The following is a 7828-nucleotide window of genomic DNA, read 5'->3' as shown; positions in this document are numbered from 1 at the left end:
GAGAGAGTGGCAGTCTCGTCTCTGTAAAGGGGTTGCTCGCTGCTTGACTGCATACCCATAGAGGGTAACCAAGTTGATTTATAATTTTTGATGGCGGGGAACCGCCATCAGGCGGTCGAATCGGCCGAAACGACGACGATCCCCGACTTCGTGATCCGCAGCCGCTGGTCGGCGCTGACGTCCTCGAAGCGCCGCTCGGTCCCGTCCGGCCAGACGACGCGGAGCGACACCGTCTCGCCGGCGCCGACCCCGACGTGTTCGACCCGGGAGTCCTGCGAGAGGAAGTCGGTGTTCGAGGTGTGACGGACCACCTGCTCTCCGTCGGCCGTCACGGTGACTTCGGCGCCGAGCGCCGTCGCGCCGCGCTCGTCGACGACGCGGAACTGGAGGCCGTTCCGGTCGTCGACCGCGGCGTTGTCGTAGACGACGAACTCGGCGTCGTACGTCGCGACGACGAGCTCCTGTTCGCCGTCGCGGTCGTAATCGAGCGTGGCGAGCCCCCGGCCGTCGGTCTCGCGCATTCCGTTCGTCTCCTTTTCGACGCGCTCGTACGCCCCATCGTCGCCCGCGACGCTCCGGTTGGACTGGAACACCATCGGGTGCGTGTACACCGGATCCTCGCGGTCGACCCTGATGACCCGCTGGGTCGTGTGGACGAGGTCGCGGTCGCCGTCGTTGTCGAAGTCGGTCATGCTCGCGGCCCAGCCCCACCCGCCGCGGCGGACACCGAGACCGTCGGCGCGGTCGGTGAACTCCCCGCCGCCGCGGTTGACGAGGAGGGTGTTCCCCTCGGTCCGACTCGAGTGAATGACGTAATCGAGCAGGCGTTTCAGTCGCTCGTACCGCTCAGGCTCCATGTTCGCTTCGAGGTCGGGGAACCAGATGTTCGAGACGAACACATCCGGCCGGCCGTCGCCGGTCACGTCGGCGACCTCTGACGCCATCCCGTTGCGGGCCGTCGAGCCGCCGAGCGACCGCCGCTCGAACCCCCCGCCACCCCGGTTCACGTAGATTGTGTCGTTGTTGTAGTCGTTAGCGACGTGGATGTCGGGACGACCGTCACCGGTCAGGTCGGCGAAACTTGCCGCCAAACTCCAGCGCGCCCCCTCGATATCGTCGGTCCGGACGCGCTCGTAGGCGCCGCCGACGTTCTCGTAGAGGTAGTTCGGGTTGCCGTTGTCGACGTCGATGCTGGCGTTCGGGCTGAAGTAGCCCGCGGGCTTCCCCTCGCGCCACGACCCCGACTGGTAGACGAAGAGGTCGGTGTCTCCGTCGCCGTCGTAGTCGGCGGCCGCCGCGCCGAGCGGGTACGTGAGGGTACCGAGCCCGTAGTCGGTCGGCTCGAACGTGCCGCGGTCATTGTCGAAGGCGTGGACCGTCCCGTCGCGGCCGAAGAGGAGGAGGTCCGGCCAGCCGTCCCCCTCGACGTCGACGAACGAGGCGCTCTTCACTGCCCCGTCGACGGACGGGAACGAGCCCCGCCGCGAGAACGTCCCGTTCCGGTTCACGAACAGCGCCGGCTCGGCCCCGCCGACAGCGAGGACGTCCGGCCACGAGTCGCGGTCGACGTCGGCGACGTACACGCCGGAGTTCCCGTTGCCGACGCCGCCGCCGCTCGCCTCGTACGCCAGTCCCGCCTCCGCCGTGGCGTCCTCGAACTGGATCCGCGGCGGCTCCGTCGCCGGGTCGTCGCCTCCGGTCGCGAACACCCCGGCGGCGGAGCAACCGGCGAGGAGGACGAACAGACAGACGGCGCCGACGCGCAGGCCTCGTCGCATCTCAGACCACCGGGAGCGCGCGCTTCTCGCGGGGCGGGGCGAGGTAGCTGCCGCGCCGGAGCGTCTCTAGGTAATCGGTGATGCCGTGGTCTTCGGCGGGCACGTCGTGGTCGTACTCGTCGACGTTCATCGTCTTCCGCGTCTCGACGAAGTCGGCCATCGTCTCCTGGATCGCGTTGAACTGGAACCCCGCGCCGTCGCGGACCGTGTCGGCGACGCCCTCGGTCCGCCGGAGGATGCGCGGTTCGAAGTCGTCGTCACGGGCCCGGGCAACCTTCTGGGTGTGGCCGACGCGGTCGTACTCCTCGGCGTGGGCGTCGATGTCTTCGACGTGCGACTCGGTGACGCCGCTGTCGCCGCCGAGCTTGTCGCCGGTGTCGCCGACGTCGTCGGGGTCGTGCGCCGGACAGAACATCTCGGCGGTCCGTTCCGCCTGCCCCTGGTCGTACCAGCGGTCGAGGTCGATCCGGAGCGTCGAGGAGGCGATCGTCGTCCCGCCGGCCATCGGCCCCTCGTCGATGGTGACGCGGTCCTCGCTCGGGAGGTTGTCGCGGAAGCCGGACTTGTACCCCATCGACAGCGGGGCGTCCTCGGGAACGTCGTCGTGGTCGAGCTTGTCGGCCGGCAGCCCCTTGCCGACGTAGCCGACGTGGCGGCCGGCCTTCGAGAACACCCCCTCGAACGTCGACTCGACCGGGAGGCCGTTGAGCTCGTCGAGCTCGCCGAACAGCGCCTCCTCCGCGGCGAGGAGGATCGAGCCGATGTCGCTCGTCAGTATCAGCACCGCGTCGTACTCGTCCGCGCGGGCCGGGTCCTCGCCGACGGCTTCGAGGACTGACTCCGGGGTCGAGAGCCCCGCGGGGACGTCGCCGACCGCGTCGAAGTAGGCCGGGGCGTATCCGAGCATGAAGAGCAGTCCGCGGTGGAACGGCGCGCCAGCATCGCCTCCGGTGCCCCACTGGAAGGCTCGTTCGAGCGTTCGGAGCGCCTCCTCGACAGTCTCCCGCTCGGCGTCCGTCGGCGGCGTCGACCCCTCGTAGCGCATCCCGATCCCGACGAGCTGCTGCGGGGGGACCGTGTTACCGTGCGCGTCGCGGACGAGGAACTCCCCCCAGCGGTGCTGGCCGTCCGGAACGGCACTCGGATCCCCACGCGGGAACGTCGGATCGGCGTCGGCCGGGGCCCCGTCGGTCGAGCCCGGCGCCTCGCCGAGCCGGCCGCGCTCCGCCTCGAGGCACGCGGAAAGGGCGCTGCTGCCGCCGATCGCCACCGCGGTACGGACGAACGCACGACGCGGAATGTCTCGACTCTCGTCTGAAGGCATCATCCGTGGTAACGAGTGTCTCAGCTTAATTCTTTTGTCGCGGTCACGCTCGGGCGTCCTACCGAGAGATCTCGGTTCTGGTCGGCAGGATCGCGGGCCCGCACGCGATCGAGATTGTTCATGATAGTCTATTTACCATAACATTTAATAACAGATGACAGAACGTGATAACCGTTACATGGCAAATCCCAACGACGACTATAGCGATATTGTCAGCCGGCGGCAGTTCGTCGCCACGGCGGGCGCCTCGGGGGCAGCGGCGCTCGCGGGTTGCGGTGGCGGCGGCAGTGGGAGCGGGAGTAACGGCGGCGACGGGAGCGACGGGAGCGACGGCGGCGACGGGTCGGGCGTGATCGACACCGCGCTCGTCGGCGCCACGAACAACGGCGTGCCGTCGAACCTCCACGTGAACCCGATGGGGACCCAGAACTACGACTGGATCGCCGGCAACCACATCTTCGAGCGCTTCGCCGCGTACAACTTCTCGACGAAGGAGTTCGAGCTCGCGGGGCTCGACGAGTGGTCGTTCGAGGAGACGACCGTCACGCTCACTCTCCGCGACGACCTCACGTGGGACACGGGCGACGACGTGACGGCGAGCGACGTCATCCGGCAGTTCCGCCTGATGGAGAAGACCGGCTCCGCGCTCTGGGACTACGTCGAGAGCGTCGAGCAGGGCGGCGACGACAAGACCGTCGTCCTGAACCTCGCCGAGCCGACGAACCCGGAGATCATCAAGCACACGCTGGCGAACGGCGACCTCCGGATCCACGCGTACGGGCCGGTGTACGAGGAGTTCGTCGACCAGGACGCCTCGGCCGTTCAGGAGTTCAAGTGGGAGGAGGACATCCACGGGAACGGCCCGTTCAACTTCGAGGAGAAGCGCGACCAGGGGTGGACGCTCACGCGGAACGAGAGCTTCCACTCCGCGGACAACGTGAACTTCTCCACGTACGAACTGCTCACTCGAACTGACAACACCGCGCTCCAGCAGGGGCTCTTGGGCGGCGAACTCGACGTGGTCACGAGCCTGTTCACGCCGCCGACGACCGTCGCGAACTTCCCGGACCGCGTCGAAGAGGTCCAACTGCCGGCGAAGTGGGGGTACGGCGCCCTCTTCAACCACAACGACGAGCACTTCGGGAAGCGAGAGGTGCGGCAGGCGGTCGCGCACGTGATCAACCGCCAGCAGGTCGCCGAAAACGCCGGGCCGCGGACGAAGGACCCGGCGCCGAAGGTCACCGGTATCGCGCCGGCCGACCAGGAGACGCGGCTGGGCGACCGCTTCGACAGCTTCGAGAGCTACGGCATGGACGCCTCCCAGACGGAGGAGGCCGCCTCGCTGCTCCGCGAGGCCGGCTACTCGAAGTCCGACGGCAAGTGGCGCGACGGCGACGGCAACGCGCTCGGCGGCGAGTACCTCACCCCGGCCGGCTGGACCGACTGGACGACGGCGACGAACACCGTCGTCGACCAGCTCAACTCCTTCGGCTTCGACTTCGACATCAACTCGCTCCCGATCGGCGACTTCTTCAGCAGGTACATCGAGTCGAACTTCACGATGGGCGCGCTCTACTGGCTGCCCGGCGGCGCGCGCTCGTCGTTCCCGTACTTCCCGCTGCGCTGGCAGATGAAGATCCCGGACATCAGCGGCGGGCACGGGTTCACCGAGGGCGAGAAGACGGTGCCCGCGATGGACGGCTCCGGCGAGATGACGATCGACCCCCTCGAGGAGATCAAGACGGTCGCCACGACCCAAGACGAGGCGGCGGCGCGGGAGACGATCCAGCGCGTCGCGTGGCATCACAACCAGAACATCCCGGTGTTGAGCCTGGTCGGGAAGGTCGACCAGTCGTGGCTCACCGACGCCGACTGGGACGTCGTCGGCCCGGACGACCCGGCCCGCGGCGTCAAGTGGCCGTCGCACTGGCTCCCGAAGCAGGGGAAGCTGAGCGCGACGGAGTAATCCGACGGCACATAGTACGCAATGGTCAACTACTACGTGCGGCGGACCGCCAGGGTGTTCGTCACGATCTTCCTCGTAGCGTCGCTGACGTTCGGTCTGGTCCGGCTCCTCCCGGGCGGTCCGTTCACGCTGTTGCGGGCGCAGTTGCTGCGGCAGGGGGTCCCGGCCGACGAGGTCGACGCCCGGATCGCGAACCTCCAGAACATCCGCCCGGACGAGCCGCTGTGGATGCAGTATATCGATTACATGACCGCGCTGGTACAGGGCAACCTGGGCGAGTCGATCTCGCTCGGCGAGCCGGTGGTGTCGGTGCTGGCGAAGGCGGCGCCGTGGACGGTGTTCGTCGTCCTCGTCTCGACGATCCTCGTGTTCGTCGTGGGCATCTTCCTCGGCTCGCTACAGGCGTACTGGGAGGGCGGCCGGTTCGACCAGGTGGTCACCGGCGTCTCCATCTCGATGATGTCGCTGCCGTTCTACGTGGTGGCCGTCCTCCTGTTGTACGTGTTCGCCTACCAGTTCGGCTGGCTGCCGACCGCGGGGACGATCAGCAACAGCGTCGACCGGAGCCTCAGCCTCCCGTTCGTCGTCAGCGCGCTGAAACACAGCATCCTGCCGATCGTCTCGTACACGCTCGGCGCCGCCGGCGGGCAGGCGCTCGCGATGCGGGGCAACAGCATCCAGGTGCTCGGTAACGACTACGTTCAGGTGGCGCGGCTGCGCGGCCTCTCCGACGGGCGTATCGCGACCCGATACGTCGCGCGGAACGCCATCCTCCCGCTGTACACGGGGTTCCTGCTGCTGCTCGGCTTCCGCCTCGGCGGGACCGTCATCTTAGAGCAGATCTTCTCGTACACCGGGCTGGGCTACTACATGATCACGGCGCTCAACGCCAACGACTACCCGCTGATGATGGGGACGTTCCTCGTCATCACCGTGGCGCTCGTCGTGGGCGTGTTCATCGCCGACCTGACGTACAGCCGGATCGACCCGCGGATCAGCGCAGGTGAGTCAGATGAAGCCTACTGAGACCGATAGCACGGCCGTCGACTGGCGGGGCGACAGCGCCTCGTCGCCCGACGTGACGAGGCGGGAACGGCTCAAGGAGACGTACGAGGCGCGGGTGCGGACGCCGGCGCTCGTCGCGTGGTCCGACTGGCGGACCCGGTTCGGCCTGTTGATCATCGGCGGCTACGTCCTCATGGCGCTCGTCGCGGTGCTCGGCCTCTGGCGGGAGCCGTCGACGAGTCAGGCGCCGCGGCTCCTCGGGCCGTTCGCCGACATGAGTTATCCGCTGGGAACGACCCAGTCGGGGGTCGACCTCATGGCGCTTATCATCCACTCGACGCCGACCATCCTCATCCTGATCACCGCCGGCGCGGTCTGGGCGACCCTGATTGCCGTCGTCATCGGCACGGTCGCCGGCTACAAGGGCGGCAGCGTGGACCGCGGACTGATGTCGTTTTCCGACCTGGTGATGGCGATTCCGGGGCTGCCGCTCGTCATCATCCTGGCGGTGACGCTAAATCCGGAGAACCCGGTGGTCCTCGGCGTCATCATCAACATCAGCTACTGGGCCGGGCTCGGACGGTCGCTCCGCTCGCAGGTGCTCACGATCCGCGAGAACAACTACGTCGAGGCGTCGCGGACGATGGGGATCAGCACGCCGCGTATCATCGTCAAGGACATCATCCCGAACCTGATGCCGTACATCACGGTCAACTTCGTGTTCGCCGCGCGCTACGTCATGTTCGCATCGGTCGGGCTCTACTTCCTCGGAGTCTTGCCCTACTCGGCGCAGAACTGGGGCGTGACGCTCAACTTCGCGTACAGCAACGGGGCGCTGTTCTCGTGGCAGGCGGCCCACTGGCTGTTGGCCCCGATGATCGCGATCATGGGGCTCTCGCTCGGCCTCATCCTGCTCGGCCAGGGGCTGGACCGCGTGTTCAACCCCCGCGTCCGGACGCGGATGGCCGGCGAGTCGAAATCGACAGTCGCCGACGACGACGACGACACCGTGACGGAGGTATTCTGAATGGCATCACACACGACGGCCGACGGACGGTACGACGACCCGACGGGCGAAAGCGACCCGATAATCGAGCTGAACAACGCCAAGGTCACCTACGACGGCGGCGAGTCGTTCGTCTTGGACGACGTCAGCCTCTCCGTCGAGCGCAACGAGGTCGTCGGGGTGGTCGGGGAGAGCGGCAGCGGGAAGTCGATGCTCGCCTCGGCGATGCTCGACGCGATCCCCGACCCGGGCCAGCTGTCGGGCGAAGTGCTTTATCACCGCCCCGATGGAACGACCGTCGACGTGCTCGAACTCAGCGACGAGGAGCTGCGCCAGTTCCGCTGGGAGGAGGTCGCGATGGTGTTCCAGGGCGCGATGAGTTCGTTCAACCCCACGATGAAGATCGGCGGGCACTTCGAAGAGACGCTGAAGGCCCACGACGCGCGCGTGTCCGAGGGAATGGAGTTCGCCCGGGAGCTGTTGTCCGACCTGTATCTCGATCCCGAGCGCGTGCTCGACTCGTATCCCCACGAGCTGTCGGGCGGGATGACACAGCGGGCGCTGATCGCGCTCTCGCTCGTGCTCGAACCCGACGTCCTCGTGATGGACGAGCCGACGGCGGCGCTCGACCTGCTGATGCAGCGGTCGATCCTCACGCTGTTGGAGGAGCTCCAGCGGAAGTACGACCTGACGATGGTGTTCATCACGCACGACCTGCCGCTGGTGGCCGCGCTGGCCGACCGGATGGC

6 protein-coding genes are annotated in these 7828 nt (G+C 67.5%); 4 read left to right on the top strand and 2 right to left on the bottom strand.

The features are described from left to right. Positions 1–107: 107 nt before the first annotated feature. Both Q0116_RS12470 and Q0116_RS12465 read right to left on the bottom strand, forming a co-directional pair. Positions 108–1778 carry a CRTAC1 family protein gene (locus Q0116_RS12470; RefSeq protein WP_297888845.1) on the bottom strand — a complete coding sequence of 557 codons (1671 nt, stop codon included), beginning with the start codon at positions 1776–1778 and terminating at the stop codon, positions 108–110. 1 nt (position 1779) lies between these two features. Beyond that, positions 1780–3102 (bottom strand): hypothetical protein, encoded by a 1323-nt coding sequence (locus Q0116_RS12465; RefSeq protein WP_297888842.1) that lies wholly within the window; start codon positions 3100–3102, stop codon positions 1780–1782. A gap of 178 nt (positions 3103–3280) precedes the next feature. Here Q0116_RS12465 and Q0116_RS12460 point away from each other — a divergent pair, with 178 nt between their 5' ends. The 4 genes from Q0116_RS12460 to Q0116_RS12445 form a co-directional block, all read left to right on the top strand. After that, on the top strand, positions 3281–5068 hold the full coding sequence (locus tag Q0116_RS12460) for an ABC transporter substrate-binding protein (RefSeq protein WP_297888839.1): 1788 nt from the start codon (positions 3281–3283) through the stop codon (positions 5066–5068). Positions 5069–5089: 21 nt separating this feature from the next. Continuing rightward, positions 5090–6094 carry an ABC transporter permease gene (locus tag Q0116_RS12455; RefSeq protein WP_297888837.1) on the top strand — a complete coding sequence of 335 codons (1005 nt, stop codon included), beginning with the start codon at positions 5090–5092 and terminating at the stop codon, positions 6092–6094. After that, complete coding sequence (locus tag Q0116_RS12450) at positions 6081–7100, top strand: ABC transporter permease (RefSeq protein WP_297888834.1); 1020 nt, start codon at positions 6081–6083, stop codon at positions 7098–7100. Before Q0116_RS12455 ends, Q0116_RS12450 begins: the two co-directional genes overlap by 14 nt. Then, on the top strand, positions 7101–7828 hold a 728-nt coding region (locus Q0116_RS12445), incomplete at its 3' end, for an ABC transporter ATP-binding protein (protein ID WP_297888830.1).

It is taken from the genome of uncultured Halorubrum sp., from assembly GCF_937146585.1.
Classification (GTDB): Archaea; Halobacteriota; Halobacteria; order Halobacteriales; family Haloferacaceae; genus Halorubrum; species Halorubrum miltondacostae.
This window is presented reverse-complemented; position numbering and strand designations above follow the sequence as displayed.